An 18,725-nucleotide genomic window follows, 5' to 3' on the forward strand; every position below is an offset into this window, starting at 1 on the left:
TTTTCAATGTTCGCTCCCCTGGAAGCGGTATATTGATTGGTCATCGTCCCCCACTACGAACACATTTGGCTTCTCCTCGTCTTTTATCAGCAGCTGTATAAGTCGGTTCTGTGTACCGCTGGTATCCTGGTATTCATCTACCAGCAGGTATTGGAATCGTTCTTTATAGTCGGCCAATAGTGCGTCATTTTGCTCAAACACGCGGATCACCCAATTGATCATGTCATCGAAGTCATAACGATTGGCCTTCAGCATCATTTCCTGGAAGATGTCGAATTGCTCGACAGCCGCTTCCAGGCGAAGCATTTTTTCCTTTTCTGTTTCGATTTTATCCGTTCTTACTTCGCCTTTCTTAAAGAATTTCGTTGCGCGTTTGCAGATGTATTCATCGCGGAGGGGAAGGTCGTCTATGTAGGCTTTGATGCGTTCTTTGATGAAGGAAGAGGTCCAGCCCTCACGCTTCATTGTGGAGAATAGCCAGGCCAGGTTGCGCATATCGAAATACACGTCTCCCCGGTAACGTTTGAGAGGATTGTCTTTAGAGAACCCGTCGATCAGCTTTTTGAGCATCTGGATTTTTTCCAGGTCGGAGATCGGGTCGAGTGTATTTTTTCGAAGAGCGACAGGTTGTCCTGTATCACTTCGTTACAAAATGAGTGGAACGTGTGAATGTTTACACGGTACGCATCTGGTCCGATAAAGTCGGTCAGGCGTTTGCGCATGGCAACGGTGCCGGCGTCTGTATAAGTAAGGCACAGTATGTTTTGTGGCAGGAAGTCGGTATCCTGAAGGATTTTTCCAATCCTGGAAGCCAGGATCTGGGTTTTCCTGTGCCCGGCCCGGCGATTACCATTACCGGACCTTCGGTGTGGTCTACGGCGTCGCGCTGCCTTTCATTGAGGCGGGTATAAACTTCCGTAAACTTTTGTATGTATTGTTGATTGTCGCGTGCTGTCATTCCTTATGTTGGTACTTAAAGTTAAGGCTATTGCCCCAGCCAGGAAAATGTGTTTCCCGTGTCATCTGCAAAAATAAGGGATGAGCGGGAGTATTCATGTTTTTGGCCTTTTGTATTTGAAGTTACCTGCCCCGTGTACGCGATCTGCTGACCGGTAAAGAAGATGGTGCGTGGTCGCTCAGCCGGACGAGCATCTTCCATTTGTCTTCGCCGGTTGTATAAAACCTTGCAGATGAGTAAGGGTAGTTTTGTGGTGAGGGATATTTTAGCACATCGCACGGCGCGATATGTATAAGGGCGAGTTCTGCGCAGGCGTCTGCATAAAGTTGAATTTGTTTTTTCGCGTTTTTACGTTCCCAGAACTGGTAGAGCCGGTCCGTGCGGTTGCTCCTGTATAGCTCCAGTTCATCGCGGTGGTTCGTTTTGAGGAAGTGCTTCATCCTTTGCGCGGTGAATTTCAGGAAAATCTGTTGCACGTTTTTTTCGTTCCATTCGTCCTGCCGGCTCCAGAGAATTTTGATGTAGTTGGGCATGATTACGAAGCCGTACAGCAAGATCCGTTCGGAGGTTACAAGGAATTTGAGGCTGTCGAGAATGATTTTTTTATGTTCTGACCTGGACAAAATGGGAAGCCGCTGGTAACAAAAGGCGGTGAATGATTCCAATGTGCGTTCCATGTGTTGTTTTTAAGTGGGTGGTTCGTTGTGGTGGATACTTACCTGCCAGGCGACGTTCCATTCATAGCCGCGCTGGCAGGCTCAGGCAACATATCGCGATGAACTAGCCCTTTCATCGGTCATGGTGCTGCCTGTGTATCCTGTTTATTACTCTTTTGCTTGAATCAGGGTCTTTTTCCGTGGTGGTGGCTACCGGACTGCGCTGCTTATCTCACTGCCTTTAGGCAATACCTTCGCCGGTCGGAAGCAATGAAGTCTCCGATAACGCCCTCTGGCGATATTGGTGTCAGACCCGCGCCATACGTGATTTCGGCTTAATGGGAGCAGGATCGCTGGCGGTGATGGGCGCGGCGTCGTCCATCTGGTCCCTTGGTTTAGATTTCCAGGTTTCTTTGAATTGAGTATTCATGATGTGCTTCAGGAGTGATCGCATGGTCACTTTCCGATTCGAGGGGCATCGTGGGATTCGCTTCTTTGGGTAACGAAACATCTTTTTAGGGCCACCCCGGCATTGTCATAGTTAAGCATACTTCAAATTAAGATGATGACACTCTTTTTTTGAGGACAGCGCCTCCCGGCGTTACAGTGCAATACTCCGGCTGGTTGGTACAGCCTTAGTACTGGCGATACGGCTGGCTGATAGTCAAATTATCAAACTAAGGGTGGCAGTATTAATTTGATGGTGGAAAATTACGTAGAATGTTATAAAAATGCGCTGTTCATATCTGTTCATTTTTAGTGGCGGTGTTAACACCGCCATTTTCGTATGACCATGCTACAGATAAAGGTTGTAGGAATGAACAAGACTGGGCAAACATTGCTCAAATAGTCGCCGATACCCGCCAATAAAGGAATACGGATTATTTATCCTCTTTATTTTCTTTCTTCTTCTCTTCTAATAAGTGGAATAACTTCTCGTTGATTTTATCCAGGTAGAATATCATATCATTAACCCGCATGGCCCAGCGTAACAATAAAAGTTGCAGAATGATGGAAATTACTACCAGCAGCAGAATCCATATCAGGGAGCCTGATTCATATATGAAGGCGTGCATAACAAAGGGGTTTACAATGTTAAAGTACGAAAAATGCCAGTTTAAATACACAGGAAACGACACATTGTTTAGGGAGAATTCAGAATAAAAAATGTTAATCAATTACTAATAACAGTGCCATTCCTAAAATGAACAGGCGGCAAAACCGGCACCCGAAATGAACAGCAATGAACAGTCAATTAATGGCGATGCGTCGTAAGTTTACAACCGCTATAGAGCAATAGCCAACCTTTTCTTATTGAAGAAGCCCTGAGGTAGGCCGGTAGTTCCGGCAAGCACCCAAATACTTTCCCGGATCATTTGAGCTGGTGTTTGTAGATATCGCCTGAAGTTGTTACGGATGGCGACGGAGAAGGTAGAGCTATTTATAACCAACGCTTTTTTAACCAAAAATCCTATATACAATGGAAAACTTGCAAGTTCAAAACTATGGTTGCCAGGAGCTGGAAGCAACTACTGCACAGGAAACAAACGGTGGTTTCTTAAGCATTGGCCTGTTTAACAACAATGGCGTATTGTCTGCGGGCCTTAGCCTTGACACGACTTCGCTGGTTAATGGCCTGGGTAACATTGGTGGCGGCATGGGCGGTATCGGCGGCGGTACCGGTGGCACCAATAACCTGCTTGGTAGCGTTTCCAACCTGCTGAACAGCCTGTTGGGCGGCATTAACCTGGGCGGCGGTGGCCTCCTGCGTTAATTAGTTGTAACCTCGCAACGAGATGACTAAGGCACTCCGCAAGGGGTGCCTTCCTTTACCGACAGCCCCAATCCCATCTCAGCTTTGAATATCCCACGCGTCCAATATCCCCAGCTTCTATTATTTTTGCCTCAAACTTATATCATGAGAATCGCCACATATAATGTTAACGGCCTCCGGTCCGCTATGACAAAAGGTTTTGTAGAATGGCTAAGTACCGCCGAGCTGGACGTCATTTGCCTCCGAGGAGGTGAAAGCACACCGCGAAAATGTTGATTTCGCGCAGTTCGAAGCGCTTGGCTTCCATGATTACTGGTTTCCGGCACAAAAAAAAGGCTATAGTGGTGTGGCTGTATTCACCCGTATCAAGCCGGATAATGTTCAATATGGAAATGGGTTTACGCAAAGTGACGCTGAAGGCCGCGTAATCCACCTCGATTTTGGCGATATAACGCTCATTAACGCGTACTTCCCGTCTGGAACCACCGGCGATGAACGACAAACCTATAAATATCAATGGCTCGATGAATTTTATAACTACCTCAACGAGCTTCGTAGGACCCGCCCTAATCTGGTGATTTGCGGGGACTATAATATCGCGCACAAGGCGATAGATATTCACAACCCGGTAAGCAACAAAGACTCCTCGGGCTTTTTGCCGGAGGAGCGTGCCTGGATGGATAAGTTGCTGGCCAACGGCTTCGTGGATACTTACCGGCAGGTTCACCCCGAGCCACATCAGTACAGCTGGTGGAGCTTCCGCGCAAACGCCAGGGCCAATAATAAGGGCTGGCGTATTGATTATATTACTGTCACCGATACCCTGCAGCCCCGCATCGCCGACGCTCAAATATGGCAGGATGTGAAGCACTCTGACCACTGCCCGGTTTATTTACAGCTTAAAGACTAATCACCCATGGTTATTCATAATGTAACTTATAAGATATCCAACGCCATCAAGGACCGGTGGCTGGACTGGATGAAAGCCGATCATATTCCTGAAACGATGGACACCGGCCTTTTTCACGATTACCGTATCTGTCGTTTGTTAGAGCAGGATGATTCAGATGGACCTACGTTTACTGTTCAATATTATACGGATACGCTCGAGAACTATGAAACGTATATCCAGGAGCACGCATCCCGCCTCCGGCAACGGTCTTACGCCATGTTCGGAGACCAGTTTGTCGCCTTCAGAACCGTGATGCAGGTGGTTTAAGGGTTACAGTAATGTTAAACTTATCCACAGGAAATTCACTATTTTCAAGGGCTTTCGGGTTTGGTACAATAGTTGGGAAGTTGCGGCGTTGCTGCATGATGAGCCTTCAAACCCTTTGTGGTACAGTGTTTTGAGCAAAATATGTGGTGCAACGGGTACATCTTGAACATGCACCGATCAGCTGGAACCGTTACCAGTAGGGTTTTTCAGCCGAAAAAATTCAGTTCAGAAATTTTTGAAAAATTTGGTAATCTGATAAAACGCGCTATATTTGCTCACATCAAACATTTTCTCACTAGTTAAATCTTAACTAACTATGAACAAAGCCGAATTAGTAGACAAACTTGCCAAAGATGCTGGCATCACCAAAACCCAAGCTAACGAAGCGCTGGATTCTTTCACTAAAGCTGTTGCTGATACCCTGAAAAAAGGTGGCAAAGTAACTTTAGTAGGCTTCGGTACTTTCTCCGTATCTAAACGTGCTGCACGTAACGGTAGAAACCCGCAGACTGGCCAGATCATCAAGATCAAAGCTAAAAAAGTGGCTAAATTCAAAGCTGGTAAAGCGCTGTCTGACAAACTTTAGTAGTTGGCAACCCAACTTATTCGGGCAAGGAACATTTTTGTTTCTTGCTTTTTTATTTTTGCAACGTAAACCGGCGTATGTTCGTCGTATAAATAAATTAACAAACACAATTTAAAAATTCAGTCATGGGTAGAGGTGATATCAAAACCAAGAAAGGTAAGATCTCTAATGGTTCTTTCGGCAAAGCAAGACCTGCAAAGCCAAAGAAAGCCGCAGCTACTAAAGCCGCAGCTAAAAAGGCCTAAGAAAGTATTAGTATGGCGGAAGCTGGATTACCACTTCCGCCGTATACTTTTAAAAGGTATTAAGGCGCCAGCCGCTCAATCTTCCAGGCATCGGCCAACCAGCTATACTGCACCCTGTCGTGCAAACGACTGCTGCGTCCCTGCCAAAACTCCACCAGTGACGGTTTTACAATATACCCACCCCAATGCGACGGGCGTGCAGGAACTTCTTTCCCGAATTTCTCTTCCAGTTGTTTTACTTTGTTTTCCAGATAATGCCGGTCCGGGATCACCTGGCTTTGCGGCGATGCAATGGCGCCAATACGACTACCAGCAGGGCGTGAGCGGAAGTATTCATCACTTACAGGCTCCGGCGCTTTACTAACGGTTCCCTCTATACGAACCTGGCGTTCCAGTTCTTTCCAGAAGAAAAGTAACGATACATTCGGATTTGCGGCAAGCTCCAACCCTTTGCGGCTTTGATAGTTCGTAAAAAAAAGGAATCCTTCCGCGTCAAAGCTTTTTAACAGCACGATGCGTGCCGATGGCCGCCCGTCCGGCGTACTCGTCGCCAGTGTCATTGCATTGGGCTCATCAATTTGACCCGAGACTGCATCCTGCCACCATTTGTCAAACTGCAGAAGGGGAGTAGGGGCCACATCGCTTTCATTCAACGATGCTTTGCGGTAATCCTGCCGGAGATCGGCCACTTTTTGGTTTAACATTTTACTGGTCTTTTGCTGCTTCAAAGGTAGGATTTGTACCCGCGCAACAAATATGATTTTTAGCAGTTTGCGTGTAAGGAGTTATATTTGTAGTGACCAATATTAGTACCATCCATGCGAAAACTCCTGCCCATATTGGCGTTGCTCGGCATCGCCGCCTGTCAGCCCAAAGCATCCAACAACCACAACGACAGCACTTCTGTAACAGAAACTCCCGCGGGAGTTCTCGGGGTAAAAAACGCGCCGAACCGCTTCTATAAACAGTTTAAAGGTACTGTTGCAGGCAAGCCGGCTACATTGCAACTCATCCGCTCCGCCGAAAATAATTTTTCCGGCTACTATGTATACGATAGCATTGGGGAGCCGATCCGCCTTTTCAGCCGCCAGGACACTACCGGTTTCCTTATCCTGCTGGAAGAGGACCCTATGGGTGACGCGGAAAAAATGTTGAAAGGAAAACTCGTGGGCGATACATATGCCGGCGAATGGACAGGCAACGGTAAATCGTATCCATTCTCTTTAAAAGAAGATAATAGTGGCATTATAGAAATGCAGCTGATCACTGCCGGTGATACCGTTCGTGTTCGCAACGATGACCCCGAATCCGCGTCCGCTACGTCAACGGTAGAAATCCTTTGGCCTGTCGGTGGTGCACCCGAGCAAACCCTTCAAATGATCCGGGATAGCCTCACGCAGCCCAGCAAGCAACGTTTTACGAAGGGGGAAGAATATGCCAGGTCAGTAGCCAGCGAGTTTACTGCTTCCTCCATTGGAGATTTAAAGGATGTAGATACGACTTACGCCCGCGCAGCTACGAATCATTGGGATGCGCATGTGTCCGATGTAGTGGTGTGGAACAAATATCCGCTGCTCGCGGTGGAGCAGTCGTATTATGAATATACAGGCGGGGCGCATGGCAACGGCGGTTCGCGTTATACTGTGTTCGATCTGTCAAAAAATAAAGCCCTTACACTGGGCGATGTTTTTAAGCCGGGTTATGAAGCCGTGGTAAGTAAAGCACTCGAAAATCGGTTCGCAAAAAGTATAATATCAAACCGGAAGAAGGGTTGGATGCTGTGCTGTTCGATAAGACAATTAAGCCCAATGATAATTTTTATCTGACAGATAAATACATCACGTTTAGCTATACGCCCTATGAAATTGCGGCGTATGCGGCCGGACAGATATCGCTTGCCATCCCATTGTCAGAACTGACGGCAGTGCTGAAATAGCCTATACCGTATTTTGGAATCCATTTAAGGACGAGACGCACGTCCCTTTAAAATCCATACAACGCTGGTTAAAGTCATAAAAAAGGGAGATACGGCTTCGCATCTCCCTTTTGTCTATCTGAAAAAGTTTATTATCCTTTAACCAGTGTCCCTACATTTCTACCCATAATCACGTTCAGGAGGTTGCCTGTCTTGTTCATGTCGAACACGATGATTGGCAATTTATTCTCCTGGCACAGCGTAAAGGCAGTCATATCCATTACATTGAGTGATTTCTGATACACTTCGGAGAACGTGATGGTTTCGTATTTGGTAGCAGTCTTGTCCTTTTCAGGGTCGGCGGTGTATATACCGTCTACCCTCGTACCTTTCAGGATTACATCAGCCTGAATTTCAATAGCGCGCAGCGAGGCGGCGGTATCTGTGGTAAAGTAGGGGTTACCCGTGCCGGCGCCAAAAATCACCACACGACCTTTCTCGAGGTGACGGATAGCCCTGCGCCGGATGTAAGGCTCAGCGATCTGTTCCATTTTAATAGCGGATTGCAGGCGCGTATACAGCCCCATTTTCTCCAGGCCGCTCTGCATTGCCATGCCGTTGATCACGGTCGCCAGCATGCCCATATAGTCGCCTTGCGCTCTTTCAATGCCCGTTTCCGCTTCGTTCATGCCGCGGTAAATATTGCCTCCGCCGATCACGATGGCCACCTGCACTCCAAGGTCCGTAACCGTCTTTATATCCAGCGCATACTGAGTAATCACCTTCGGATCAATTCCATAATTTCCCTCGCCCATCAGGGATTCGCCGCTCAGTTTGAGCAGAATACGTTTGTACTTTGGCAGCATGATACTTTATGATTAGTTATTGAATTCCTCTTTTGATCCCGACCATTCGCGGTGCAATTTACAAATACAGGGGCAATTTTCACTGTTTCCATGACAGGTGGTATCCTGTTGGTTACGAGTATACACAAAAAAAAGGAGAGAATTTAACATTCTCTCCTTTTTTATCTTTAAAGGGAATTAGCCCAGGGCTACCCTTGTGAAACCTGTTACGGTGAGGTCTGCGTTAATAGACTTCAGGTATTGTGCAACGGATTGGTCGCCGTTTTTCACGAAAGCCTGCTGCAGCAGGGTGTTTTCTTTGAAGAACTTAGCCAGTTTACCGGTAGCGATTTTCTCAGCCATTTCAGCCGGTTTGCCTTCAGCTTTGATCTGTTCGATAGCGATTTCTTTCTCACGAGCGATCGTTTCTTCAGAAACACCTTTCTCGTCGATAGCGATCGGGTTCATGGCAGCGATCTGCATAGCCACGTCTTTACCCGTTTCTTCGGTAGTTTCTTTGTTGAAACCAACGAGTACGCCCATGCGGTAGTTACCGTGGATGTAAGCAGCTACAGACTCAGCATCAACTCTCTCGAAGCGGGCCAGGGTGATTTTTTCACCGATTTTAGCCACCTGGTCGTTTACTTTATCAGTAACGGAAGCGCCGTCCAGTTGAGCAGCACCCAGTTCTTCTACAGTTTTGATGTTGTTAGCCAGAGCCAGGTCAGCTACAGACTGAGCAAATTTTACGAAGTCTTCGTTTTTCGCAACGAAGTCAGTTTCGCAGCCTAACAGTACAACAACACCTGTTTTACCGTTAGATTTTGCGATTACTACACCTTCTTTAGTTTCGCGGTCGGAGCGGAGAGCAGCTACTTTCTGGCCTTTTTGCGCAGGTAGTCAACCGCTTTTTCAAAGTCACCGTCGCTTTCTACGAGTGCTTTTCTGCAATCCATCATACCAGCTCCTGTTTGCTGACGCAGTTTGTTTACATCAGCTGCTGTAATTGTTGCCATGGTATATAAAGAGTTTTAATTGTTACGTGTCAAATTACAAAATCGGAAAAGGGCTCAGTGAGCGTTGTCAATTATCAAATGGTTAAACCTGCGTGCGCAGCCCTTTCCAAACCACTTAATACTGAATTGTTGAATTGCTTAACCTTAGTATTTCATAAGTTCAGGCAATTCAACAATTACAGTTATTGATACCCTAGCGGGTTATTGACTTAATTAACGGGGACCAGCAGGCCTTCTTGCGCCGCCGCCTTGTCCACCAGGACGGTTGCCACCGCCACCAGGACGATTACCGCCAGGACGGTTGCCACCGCCACCAGGACGGTTGCCGCCTTGACCACCGCCACGGTTGTTACCGCCACGGCCGCCACCAGGACCACCAGCTCCGGGACCGCCGGGACGACGACCTCTTTCACCGCGCTCGCCTTCGCCGCCTTCCAGCTCGAATTTGCGTGCTTTGTTGTCTGCTTCTTCTTCTTCAGCTACGTCGTCAGTTTTGTCGGTAGCCCTTTCAGACAGGCCTTCTGCGATTGCAGCAGCGATGTAGTTAACGATGATCGCGATAGATTTAGTCGCGTCGTCGTTCGCAGGAATAGCGAAATCAACTTTAGTAGGATCGGAGTTAGTATCCACCATACCGAAAGTAGCGATGCCCAGACGTTTAGCTTCTGCCAGTGCGATGTGCTCGTGGCTGATATCTACCAGGAACAGGGCAGATGGAACACGTGCCAGTTGAGCGATACCGCCCAGCACTTTCTCCATTTTCTCCTTGTCACGGGTCAGGGTCAGTTTTTCTTTCTTGGTGATGTTATCGAAAGTACCGTCAGTCAGCATTTTTTCGATGCTCTGCATCTTCTTAACACTCTTACGGATAGTTGCGAAGTTGGTCAGCATACCACCTAACCACCTTTCGGTAACGTAAGGCATGTTAACGCGTTTTGCCGCCTCGGCCACGATTTCTTTCGCTTGCTTTTTGGTAGCAACGAACATGATTTTCTTACCGCTTTTTGCGATAGATTTCAATGCTGCAGCTGCGTCCTGCAGACCTTCAACAGTTTTGTTCAGGTCGATGATGTGAATACCTTTCTTCTCAGCGAAGATATAAGGCAACATTTTCGGATTCCATTTCTTCTTCAGGTGACCGAAGTGCACACCGGCTTCCAGTAACTGCTGCTGTAATGAAGTATTATTTTCCATGTTATTTTAATCAGATTGATAGTCAAAAAATAAATTCGACGATTCCAGCCATTAGCGTTTAGAGAACTGGAAGCTCCTTCTTGCTTTACGTTTACCTGGTTTCTTACGTTCAACCGCTCTTGGATCACGTTTCAGCAGACCAGCTGCTTTCAGTGCAGGACGGAACTCGGGGTTTACTTCGCAGAGACCGCGAGCGATACCCAGTTTAATAGCTTCAGCCTGGCCTTTAATACCACCACCTGCAGCGTTCACTTTCACATCGAATTTATCTACGGCATCAATAGTTTTCATCGGCAGTTCTACCTGGTTTTGCAGATAGATCAGAGAAAAATATGTTTTATAGTCTTTGTCGTTAACGGTGATAGCGCCGGTACCTTTGCTGATGTAAACGCGGGCTACGGCTTCCTTACGACGACCAATAGTGTTTTTTTGCTTTTCCATGTATCAAGAAAAATTAAAAAGTTAAAGACTGAGGTTTCTGAGCAGCATGAGGATGCTCGGCGCCAGCGTATACAAACAGTTTTTGTACATTTTGCGACCCAGGCGATTTTTAGGGAGCATGCCTTTAACGGCTTTCTCGATCATAACCTCAGGACGGCGGCGGATCAGGTCTTTAGCCACCTCTTTTTCTGACCACCAGGGTAGCCGGAGAAAGTGATGTATTCTTTCTCTTCCATTTTGTTACCTGTGAAAACGATCTTCTCAGCGTTGATAACGATCACGTAATCGCCACAATCCGCGTGAGGAGTGTAATAAGGCTTGGTTTTACCTCTCAGAACAGAAGCAATTTTAGCCGCCATACGACCCATCGTCAGGTTGGTAGCATCTACAATGTGCCAGTCGCGCTTGATAGTCGCTTCATTGGCATGTTTTGTTTTGAAGCTTAAAGTATTCATTGTTTAAAATAAATTTAACGTCGTCTATTTCGGGAGGGCAAAGTTAACCGGTTATTGTATAATAAACATCAACTTTGACCACTTTTTTCAAGGTGCCTTTGTAACGAATTGATTTACAATAAAAAATTTGTATTGTAGTTTTAATGGTCCTCAAATACTGCTAATTATCAATGACTTATGAAAACGAAAAAGCCCCGTGTTTTAAACGGGGCTGGTTAAATTGAGTTGCTCGGATCGTTAGTTCCTGCGGGAGCCGGCAAATATCATTACATATTGTATGAGGATTACCAGGGAAGATAGAGCGGCCACCACATAGGTCATTGCAGCCCATTTAAGGGCGTCTTTCGCCTGTTCGTGCTCCTGCGGGCGAGTAATCTGGGCGTTATTCAGCCAGGCCAGGCCCCTGCGCGATGCGTCAAACTCCACCGGGAGGGTTACGATCGAAAAAAGCGTGGTGATGCCAAACAAGATAATGCCACCCAGCAACAATGCAGGGAACGCATTAACTACCAATACGCCAATCATCAGTACAAAAGGAACAATGCTGGAACTAAACTGTACCGCGGGCACCAGCTTGGAACGGAGGCCGATCCAGGGGTAGGCGGTATGATATTGCACAGCATGGCCACATTCGTGTGCGGCGACGGCAGCGGCTGCTACGCTTCGACCATCATATACATCAGGGCTCAGGGCCACGGTTTTGGTAGCCGGATTAAAGTGGTCGCTGAGAAAACCTTCGCTCGGCACCACTTTTACATCGGTAATACCGTTATCCCGCAGCATTTTCTCAGCCACCTCGCGGCCAGACAGGCCGGATGAGGTAGGGGCCGTGGCATATTCCTTAAATTTGCTTTTCAGTCGCCAACTCACCAGCATGCCTATTAAAAGGAAGGCGAGTGAGGTGAGCATGATCATAGGGTGCATTCCGTACATATTCAAATAATTTTATATTACGCGTTATTTTTTATGATATTTAACAAGTTGCAAAACGCCTACCAATTGGTTTCATTTAATAAAGGTTTAACAGTTTGGCAGGTTCTGTTTGTGGATATACGATGATTTGTCAGCCATCAAAATTAACACTGTCAATCTGGCTGAAAATAGCCAAGATGAAATAACTTTTCACGCTGATTGTTGCGTTAGTGTATTTTGTAATATGATTTAAATTTCATATATCAAACCAGTCTTTACTACCTCTATTTATCAATATATTATGAGTGTGCAATAAAACTTCTTGTCAATTGAAAGAGGCTACAATCGGGGCTTTCCGGGGTTCTGACAATGAAGCAATTAACACTTTAAAAGTTATTAACATCCATTAAATAAACTTTTTTATTCTCAGGTCATTTAGTAATTTAGACCTGAATTTAATGGGTTAGTAAGTAGAAAGAGTCAGCGGAATCTTCCGTTGGCTCTTTTCTCTTTTACACGTTTTTTATCTTCCTTTTAAGGTGATTTTTTTCTTTTCTGGTTAACATCCTCACATCGATTTCTTTCCATTGCTTCCATCTTCTCTTCAAAAAATTTCTTTCCATTACCTTTAATGCATGAGTAAAATTAAAACGGCATTTTTTTGTCAGAACTGTGGATATGAAACTGCGAAATGGACGGGTAAATGTCCTTCGTGTAATCAATGGAACACATTTGTAGAAGAAAAGGTTCAGAAAGATGTGCCGTTGCGTCAGCAAGAGTGGAAAGAAGATCAGAAGCGTATTAATAAAATAGTGAGCCTGGATGAAGTGGATGCAATTGAAGAGAAACGATTTCTTACACCGGATGGAGAGCTCAATCGTGTGCTGGGAGGCGGGATAGTGGCGGGTTCGCTGGTACTGGTAGGTGGCGAGCCGGGCATCGGGAAGTCGACATTATTTCTGCAAAATGCCTTGTTATTAAAGCACCTCAAAATATTGTACGTAAGTGGGGAGGAAAGCGAGCAACAGATTAAAATGCGCGCTAACCGGCTGAAGATCACCAACGATCAGTTTTACTTGCTCACGGAAACATCTACCCAAACAATTTTTGCGGAAATCCGCAAATTGAAACCAGACCTGGTGATTATTGATTCGATACAAACATTGCAAACACCATTGATCGAATCGGCTCCGGGAAGTGTGTCGCAGATTCGCGAAACTGCGGCGGAAATGCAACGATTTGCAAAAGAAACGAACACGCCTGTTTTTCTTATCGGTCACATTACAAAAGATGGCTCGATAGCTGGTCCCAAAGTGCTGGAACATATGGTGGATACGGTGTTGCAATTCGAGGGTGACCAGCATTATGCCTACCGGATCCTGCGGACGATCAAGAACCGCTTTGGCTCTACGGCCGAACTGGGTATTTATGAAATGACTGGTGACGGGCTGCGCCAGGTGACAAATCCTTCAGAAATCCTTATTTCCCAACGGGAAGATATGTTAAGCGGTGTAACAATCGCTGCTACAATAGAAGGTCTGCGGCCCATGCTGGTAGAGGTGCAGGCGCTGGTAACGCAATCTGTATACGGAACGCCGCAACGGACCGTTACCGGTTTTGATTTGCGTCGCCTTCAGCTGCTGCTGGCCGTACTAGAAAAGCGCGGAGGGTTTCACTTCGGTGTTAAAGATGTGTTTCTCAATATAGCGGGAGGCCTGCGGGTAGAGGATCCTTCCATTGATCTGGCCGTATTGTGCGCATTGTTATCCTCTTATGAAGACCTGGCGATCCCCAACAAGGTGTGTTTCGCGGGAGAGGTGGGCCTCAGCGGCGAAATTCGTGCAGTGAACAGGATTGAACAACGTATAGCAGAAGCGGAGAAGTTAGGTTTTGAAAAGATCTTTATCTCCAAGTATAATAAAAAAGGCCTCGACTTCAGTAAGCTCAAAATAGAAGTGGTGCCGCTGGGAAGAGTCGAAGAGGTATACCAACGACTGTTCTAAAAAAATCTGCTCCTAATCTGAGGCGTTAATAAGGCTGCTGCTTGGTTTGCGGATGGCCATGTATATACCTCCTGAAATCTTTACTGGTAAAGCGTTTTGCATGATTTTATTGCTTAGATTAGAAGTATAAACTTGTGCAATGTTATCTGCCTTGATCCATTTGTTTTACCCACATTGCTGCGAAAGTTGCGGACGGGATTTAGCCCCGAGCGAAGAAGTGTTGTGCCTTCGCTGTCACCTTCGCCTTCCGGCCACGCGGTTTCACCTGTTGCCTGAGAATCCGGTGGAAAAGCTGTTCTGGGGCCGTATGCCGGTAGAGCATGCTGCTGCGGCGTATTTCTTTGGTAAACATTCCCGTCTTCAACATCTGATTCACGCTTTTAAATACCAGGAGCGTAGGGATATCGCGCTTTTTCTGGGCCGTCAAATGGGGCTGATGCTAAAGGAAAGCAAATGGTTAAATGATATCCATATAGTAATACCGGTACCGTTATTTAAAACGCGGGAGCGTAAGCGCGGCTACAACCAGGCGGGGCTTTTGGGAGAAGGGATTTGTGGAGTTACGGGGTTTCCCCTGGTGAAGGATGCGTTGGTCAGAAGTACGTTCACGGAAACGCAGACGCATAAGGGACGTGGTGATCGTTGGGAAAATGTAGGAAAAGTGTTTAGTGCGCATGCGTTGGAACGATTGCATGGACGACATATATTGCTCGTAGATGACGTATTAACTACTGGAGCGACGATGGAGGCCTGCGCGCGGCGGTTGTTGGAAGGCGAGGGGGTAAAGGTGAGTGTGTTTTGCCTGGCTTATACAAATTTATAATGGGAGTAAAAAAATACAGGCGCTTGAGAGCGCCTGTCTACGGTAACTATTCCACGTTATGAATACGCAATTGTTGCATTTATCTTGAAGGAAACCTATCTGCCAGGTTTCTCTTTTTTCTTGTTGCTTTTCGAAGTACCCAGCAATTCTTTATTCCGGTTTAGTTCGTATTTGTTAATAAAACACACTTTAAATGTGTTGCTTGTCAGCGAATCTTCCTGGTCCACTTTTGTAAGGCCCAGTTTCTTGAAGTTTGTTGTAAGCTGATTGATGTATTGTTGTATGGTCATCTTGGTCAGTTTTTTGAAAAGTGAATGGAATGCCGTCACCCGCCGCCAGGTGAACATTAAGGTTCGTCATAAATGGCGTTGATTACATTCGCATTCGCATACAACTACGTCCGCCGGTAGGAAGAGGCCGGTGTTTTGCGGGCTCCGTCTTTCTCGTGTTCAGCTTTTGTTGTTGTTCCGGGATAAGCATAATAATGGTGGTTTGGTGTCGCGGATCAGGATGCGCTATACATTTTTAACCTCCTGACTTGCTATTACTCTACAAATTTAGTAGGGTTTGTAGAGTAATCCAAATATTTTTTTAAGTTTTTGCGAAAAATTGTCGAAGACCCTTTGTGGGCGAGCATTTAGATTCTTTAGTAATAGTTTTATTATCTTTGTTTCCCCTTTGGTGGATTTGTTTATTGTTCGACCAGCGGGTATTTCTTAACTGAAACTAATAAACACTGCACAATGAAAACACTCCAACAGTGCGCCGCCGAGCGCATTCTCATAATTGATGGGGCTATGGGCACCATGATCCAGCGCTATAAACTGGAAGAAGCCGACTACCGCGGCGAGAGATTCAAAGATTATCATACCGACGTAAAGGAAACAATGACCTGCTCTGCATCACGCAGCCGCAAATCATTGAAGCTATTCACCGCGAATACCGGAAGCCGGTGCAGATATCATTGAAACCAACACCTTCAGCAGCACCACTATCGCGCAAGCCGACTACGATATGCAGTCGATCGCCCGCGAGTTGAACGTGGAAGCCGCCAGGGTCGCCCGCCGCGCTGCAGATTACTACACCGCGCAGAACCCGGAAAAGCCGCGCTTCGTGGCCGGGGCTATTGGTCCCATGAACAAGCCGTTGTCACTGTCGCCGGATGTAAACAATCCAGGCTACCGCTCGGTAACGTTCGATGAAGTGGCAGATGCCTATTACGAACAGATATCTGGTCTGGTAGAAGGAGGCGCCCAGATCCTGCTGATCGAAACCATTTTCGACACGCTGAACTCGAAAGCAGCGATTTACGCCGCTAAAAAGTACTTCCGCGAAAATAATATGGAGTTGCCCATCATGATCTCCGGTACCATTACCGACGCTTCGGGCCGTACGCTTAGCGGGCAAACCCTCGAAGCATTCTATATTTCCGTGATGCACGCACACCCCTTCTCCATCGGCCTTAATTGCGCCCTGGGTGGTGAACAGATGCGCCCGCATATTGCGGAACTGGCACACATCGCGAGCTGCTACACCAGCTGTTATCCGAACGCCGGTTTACCGAATGCCTTCGGCGAATACGACGAGGAGCCGGAAGACACCGCCTGCATCATCGAAGACTTCGCAAAGAAGGTTATGTAAACATTGTGGGGGGTGCTGTGGTACCACGCCGGATCACATCCGCCACATTGCACAACATGTTAAAAAAATTACTCCAAGGCCCTTACCGGTAGTAGAAAAGGCGTTGGCCGAATAAATAAAAAAGGCCCCGCCTGATATAGCACAAGCATAAAATGGATACTAACACACTTACAATTAAACCATACTTGCGCCTCAGCGGCCTGGAGCCACTGGTCGTAAGACCCGAAACCAACTTTATTAACGTCGGCGAACGAACCAACGTAACCGGTTCCAAAAAGTTTGCAAGGCTTATCCGGGAAGGACTTTATGAAGAAGCGCTCTCCGTTGCTCGCCAGCAGGTGGAAAGTGGTGCGCAGATCCTCGACGTAAACATGGACGATGCGCTGCTCGATGGCGAAAAGGCCATGACCACCTTCCTCAACCTGCTCGCTGCTGAACCGGATATTTCCAAGATTCCGATCATGATCGACTCCAGTAAATTCTCGATCATCGAAGCGGGGTTGAAGTGCGTGCAGGGTAAGTGTGTGGTAAACTCCATCAGTTTAAAAGAAGGTGAAGCTAAATTCATTGAGCAAGCCCGTATCTGCCAGAGTTTCGGCGCCGCCGTTGTCGTAATGGCGTTCGACGAACACGGTCAGGCAGACAACTATCAGAAGCGTGTAGACTTCAGCTACCGCGCTTACAAAATCCTCACCGAACAGGTAGGATACGATCCGCAGGATATCATTTTCGACCCGAACATCTTTGCGGTGGCCACGGGTATAGAGGAACATAATAACTACGCGATCGATTTTATCGAGGCAACGCGTAAGATTAAAGAACTGATGCCGCTGACTAAAGTTAGCGGTGGTGTGAGTAACATCTCCTTTTCTTTCCGCGGTAACGATGTCGTGCGTGAAGCCATGCACTCCGTATTTCTTTTTTATGCCATTCAGGCGGGTATGGACATGGGCATCGTAAACGCAGGTATGATTCAGATTTATGACGAAATTGATCCGACCCTGCGCCAGTTGTGCGAAGACGTGATTTTAAATCGCCATGAAGACGCGACGGAAAAGCTGATCGCTTTTGCGGAAACGGTAAAAGCGAAAGGTAAAGTCATAGAAAAGGATGAAAAATGGCGCAATGGCACCGTGGAAGAACGTTTGGGTCATGCCCTCGTTAATGGTATTACTGATTATATAGAAGAGGATACTGAAGAAGCCCGTCAAAAGTATCCACGCCCGCTAGATGTGATTGAAGGTCCGCTGATGGACGGCATGAACATCGTTGGTGATCTTTTTGGCAGTGGTAAAATGTTTCTTCCACAGGTGGTAAAAAGCGCCCGTGTGATGAAGAAATCTGTAGCCGTGTTAACACCTTTCATTGAAGAAGAAAAAGCCAGGATGGTAGCCGAAAATGGCGGTGTGATCAAATCTGCCGGTAAAATTTTGCTCGCTACTGTAAAAGGTGACGTGCATGATATCGGTAAAAACATTGTAGGCGTGGTACTGGCCTGTAACGGCTACGACATCATCGACCTAGGTGTGATGGTGCCTGCAGAAAAAATTCTCACGACCGCCCGCGAACAGGAAGTAGATATTATTGGGCTGAGTGGCCTTATTACGCCGAGTCTCGATGAGATGGTGCACGTTGCCCGGGAGCTGAAACGCCAGAATTTTGATATTCCGCTGCTCATCGGCGGAGCTACTACATCCCGTACGCACACAGCCGTGAAAATTGCGCCGGAGTACGCCAATGGGGTAGTGCACGTGCTGGATGCTTCCAGGAGTGTAACGGTGACAGGCAGCTTGCTGAACAAAGCACTCAAGAAGAACTTCGTTGACGAAGTACACAAGGAGTACGAGAAATTGAATGAAACGTTCCGGAATAAAAAGCCGGTAAAACAATACCTCAAGTTCCCAGATGCCCAAAAGAATAAAACCGCGATTGACTGGGCGAAATTTGAACCGGTGAAGCCTAAAAAACTGGGCATCCGGTATTTGAAAATTACGACCTGGCCGAAATCGCAAATTATATAGACTGGCAGCCATTCTTCATTG

General features: G+C 46.7%; 23 protein-coding genes and 3 pseudogenes. 12 read left to right on the forward strand and 14 right to left on the reverse strand.

What is annotated here, in order from left to right:
• Window positions 1-3: 3 nt before the first annotated feature.
• The 5 genes and pseudogenes from MKQ70_RS28955 to MKQ70_RS28970 all read right to left on the reverse strand — a co-directional run bounded on the left by MKQ70_RS28955 (window position 4) and on the right by MKQ70_RS28970 (window position 2,690).
• Window positions 4-570, reverse strand: coding sequence for a UvrD-helicase domain-containing protein (locus MKQ70_RS28955; protein ID WP_282456859.1), 567 nt, complete (start codon window positions 568-570; stop codon window positions 4-6).
• Window positions 555-958, reverse strand: a pseudogene (locus tag MKQ70_RS39925) (UvrD-helicase domain-containing protein). Before MKQ70_RS39925 ends, MKQ70_RS28955 begins: the two are co-directional and overlap by 16 nt.
• Window positions 959-1,080: 122 nt before the next feature.
• Entirely contained in the window at window positions 1,081-1,635 is a 555-nt protein-coding gene (locus tag MKQ70_RS28960) for a hypothetical protein (RefSeq protein WP_248077467.1), read from the reverse strand.
• Window positions 1,636-1,921: 286 nt separating this feature from the next.
• Entirely contained in the window at window positions 1,922-2,068 is a 147-nt protein-coding gene (locus MKQ70_RS28965; protein ID WP_248077478.1) for a hypothetical protein, read from the reverse strand.
• Window positions 2,069-2,495: 427 nt separating this feature from the next.
• Window positions 2,496-2,690 (reverse strand): hypothetical protein, encoded by a 195-nt coding sequence (locus tag MKQ70_RS28970; RefSeq protein WP_248077480.1) that lies wholly within the window; start codon window positions 2,688-2,690, stop codon window positions 2,496-2,498.
• A gap of 404 nt (window positions 2,691-3,094) precedes the next feature.
• Between MKQ70_RS28970 and MKQ70_RS28975 the strand changes: the two genes are divergently transcribed.
• The 5 genes from MKQ70_RS28975 (at window position 3,095) to MKQ70_RS28995 (ending at window position 5,438) form a co-directional block, all read left to right on the forward strand.
• Window positions 3,095-3,388, forward strand: a complete 294-nt coding sequence (locus MKQ70_RS28975; RefSeq protein ID WP_248077482.1) for a hypothetical protein — start codon at window positions 3,095-3,097, stop codon at window positions 3,386-3,388.
• A gap of 250 nt (window positions 3,389-3,638) precedes the next feature.
• On the forward strand, window positions 3,639-4,298 hold the full coding sequence (locus MKQ70_RS28980; RefSeq protein ID WP_248077504.1) for an exodeoxyribonuclease III: 660 nt from the start codon (window positions 3,639-3,641) through the stop codon (window positions 4,296-4,298).
• Window positions 4,299-4,304: 6 nt separating this feature from the next.
• The gene (locus tag MKQ70_RS28985; RefSeq protein ID WP_248077508.1) at window positions 4,305-4,607 is read left to right on the forward strand and encodes a DUF4286 family protein; all 303 of its coding nucleotides are present in this window, start codon (window positions 4,305-4,307) and stop codon (window positions 4,605-4,607) included.
• Window positions 4,608-4,923: 316 nt separating this feature from the next.
• Window positions 4,924-5,193 (forward strand): HU family DNA-binding protein, encoded by a 270-nt coding sequence (locus MKQ70_RS28990; RefSeq protein WP_248077511.1) that lies wholly within the window; start codon window positions 4,924-4,926, stop codon window positions 5,191-5,193.
• A 125-nt stretch (window positions 5,194-5,318) separates the two neighbouring features.
• Window positions 5,319-5,438, forward strand: coding sequence for a 30S ribosomal protein THX (locus MKQ70_RS28995; protein ID WP_248077514.1), 120 nt, complete (start codon window positions 5,319-5,321; stop codon window positions 5,436-5,438).
• Window positions 5,439-5,497: 59 nt separating this feature from the next.
• On the opposite strand, the gene pdxH is transcribed toward MKQ70_RS28995, so the two are convergent.
• Complete coding sequence (gene pdxH / locus MKQ70_RS29000) at window positions 5,498-6,142, reverse strand: pyridoxamine 5'-phosphate oxidase (protein ID WP_248077517.1); 645 nt, start codon at window positions 6,140-6,142, stop codon at window positions 5,498-5,500.
• A gap of 114 nt (window positions 6,143-6,256) precedes the next feature.
• Between pdxH and MKQ70_RS29005 the strand changes: the two genes are divergently transcribed.
• Both MKQ70_RS29005 and MKQ70_RS42875 read left to right on the forward strand, forming a co-directional pair.
• Window positions 6,257-7,264: a polysaccharide deacetylase family protein gene (locus MKQ70_RS29005; protein ID WP_248077520.1), complete on the forward strand. Its 1,008-nt coding sequence runs from the start codon at window positions 6,257-6,259 to the stop codon at window positions 7,262-7,264.
• A complete protein-coding gene (locus MKQ70_RS42875) occupies window positions 7,219-7,374 on the forward strand; it encodes an RsiV family protein (RefSeq protein WP_372490158.1) in 156 nt (51 codons plus the stop codon). Before MKQ70_RS29005 ends, MKQ70_RS42875 begins: the two co-directional genes overlap by 46 nt.
• A 131-nt stretch (window positions 7,375-7,505) precedes the next feature.
• Here the strand turns inward: MKQ70_RS42875 and pyrH are convergent, their stop codons facing one another.
• The 7 genes and pseudogenes from pyrH to MKQ70_RS29040 form a co-directional block, all read right to left on the reverse strand.
• A complete protein-coding gene (gene pyrH / locus MKQ70_RS29010) occupies window positions 7,506-8,219 on the reverse strand; it encodes a UMP kinase (protein WP_248077537.1) in 714 nt (237 codons plus the stop codon).
• Between the two features lie 177 nt (window positions 8,220-8,396).
• Entirely contained in the window at window positions 8,397-9,029 is a 633-nt protein-coding gene (gene tsf / locus MKQ70_RS29015) for a translation elongation factor Ts (RefSeq protein ID WP_248081719.1), read from the reverse strand.
• A 41-nt stretch (window positions 9,030-9,070) separates the two neighbouring features.
• Window positions 9,071-9,214 (reverse strand): hypothetical protein, encoded by a 144-nt coding sequence (locus MKQ70_RS29020; RefSeq protein ID WP_244836630.1) that lies wholly within the window; start codon window positions 9,212-9,214, stop codon window positions 9,071-9,073.
• A 213-nt stretch (window positions 9,215-9,427) separates the two neighbouring features.
• Entirely contained in the window at window positions 9,428-10,408 is a 981-nt protein-coding gene (rpsB, locus tag MKQ70_RS29025) for a 30S ribosomal protein S2 (protein WP_248077539.1), read from the reverse strand.
• A 51-nt stretch (window positions 10,409-10,459) separates the two neighbouring features.
• Window positions 10,460-10,849, reverse strand: a complete 390-nt coding sequence (gene rpsI / locus MKQ70_RS29030; protein WP_248077542.1) for a 30S ribosomal protein S9 — start codon at window positions 10,847-10,849, stop codon at window positions 10,460-10,462.
• 21 nt (window positions 10,850-10,870) lie between these two features.
• Window positions 10,871-11,304: pseudogene (rplM, locus tag MKQ70_RS29035) on the reverse strand (50S ribosomal protein L13).
• Window positions 11,305-11,541: 237 nt separating this feature from the next.
• Window positions 11,542-12,237 carry a zinc metallopeptidase gene (locus MKQ70_RS29040; RefSeq protein WP_248077544.1) on the reverse strand — a complete coding sequence of 232 codons (696 nt, stop codon included), beginning with the start codon at window positions 12,235-12,237 and terminating at the stop codon, window positions 11,542-11,544.
• A 614-nt stretch (window positions 12,238-12,851) separates the two neighbouring features.
• On the opposite strand from MKQ70_RS29040, the gene radA reads away from it, so the two are divergent.
• On the forward strand, window positions 12,852-14,219 hold the full coding sequence (gene radA, locus MKQ70_RS29045) for a DNA repair protein RadA (RefSeq protein ID WP_248077547.1): 1,368 nt from the start codon (window positions 12,852-12,854) through the stop codon (window positions 14,217-14,219).
• Window positions 14,220-14,502: 283 nt separating this feature from the next.
• The gene (locus tag MKQ70_RS29050) at window positions 14,503-15,042 is read left to right on the forward strand and encodes a ComF family protein (protein WP_248077549.1); all 540 of its coding nucleotides are present in this window, start codon (window positions 14,503-14,505) and stop codon (window positions 15,040-15,042) included.
• Window positions 15,043-15,137: 95 nt separating this feature from the next.
• On the opposite strand, the gene MKQ70_RS29055 is transcribed toward MKQ70_RS29050, so the two are convergent.
• Window positions 15,138-15,332 (reverse strand): hypothetical protein, encoded by a 195-nt coding sequence (locus MKQ70_RS29055; protein ID WP_248077551.1) that lies wholly within the window; start codon window positions 15,330-15,332, stop codon window positions 15,138-15,140.
• 453 nt (window positions 15,333-15,785) lie between these two features.
• Here MKQ70_RS29055 and MKQ70_RS29060 point away from each other — a divergent pair, with 453 nt between their 5' ends.
• The 3 genes and pseudogenes from MKQ70_RS29060 to MKQ70_RS29070 all read left to right on the forward strand — a co-directional run bounded on the left by MKQ70_RS29060 (window position 15,786) and on the right by MKQ70_RS29070 (window position 18,704).
• Entirely contained in the window at window positions 15,786-16,010 is a 225-nt protein-coding gene (locus tag MKQ70_RS29060; protein WP_248077554.1) for a hypothetical protein, read from the forward strand.
• A gap of 25 nt (window positions 16,011-16,035) precedes the next feature.
• Window positions 16,036-16,798, forward strand: a pseudogene (locus MKQ70_RS29065) (homocysteine S-methyltransferase family protein).
• A 70-nt stretch (window positions 16,799-16,868) separates the two neighbouring features.
• Window positions 16,869-18,704, forward strand: coding sequence for a dihydropteroate synthase (locus MKQ70_RS29070; RefSeq protein ID WP_248077556.1), 1,836 nt, complete (start codon window positions 16,869-16,871; stop codon window positions 18,702-18,704).
• The last annotated feature ends 21 nt before the right edge of the window (window positions 18,705-18,725 follow it).

The sequence above is a fragment of the Chitinophaga sedimenti genome (genome assembly GCF_023156195.1).
Lineage (GTDB): Bacteria > Bacteroidota > Bacteroidia > Chitinophagales > Chitinophagaceae > Chitinophaga > Chitinophaga sedimenti.